This is a genomic window from Sulfitobacter sp. 15WGC (genome assembly GCF_005068605.1).
Lineage (GTDB): Bacteria > Pseudomonadota > Alphaproteobacteria > Rhodobacterales > Rhodobacteraceae > Sulfitobacter > Sulfitobacter faviae.
In genome coordinates, this window is sequence record NZ_SZNL01000171.1 from 1 (window position 1) to 254 (window position 254).

At 65.7% G+C, this 254-nt stretch carries 1 pseudogene; it reads left to right on the top strand.

What is annotated here, in order from left to right:
* Window positions 1-254, top strand: a pseudogene (locus tag FCK22_RS18430) (adenine deaminase); the annotation flags it as partial.

Genomic DNA, 254 nt, shown 5'->3' on the forward strand with positions numbered 1-254 from the left:
CGATACGATCATCACCGGCGGCACATGGGTCAATGTGCACACCCGCGAATGCCTGCCCGACCATGACATCGCCATCGCCGCCGGGCGCATCGCCTTTGTCGGCCCCGACGCGAGCCATTGCCGCGGCATGATACCCTTATCATCGCCGCCAAGGGCCGCTATATGGCGCCCGGCCTTTGCGACGGGCATATGCATATCGAGAGCACCATGCTCACCCCCGCCGAGTTCGCCCGCGCCGTGATCCCGCATGGCAC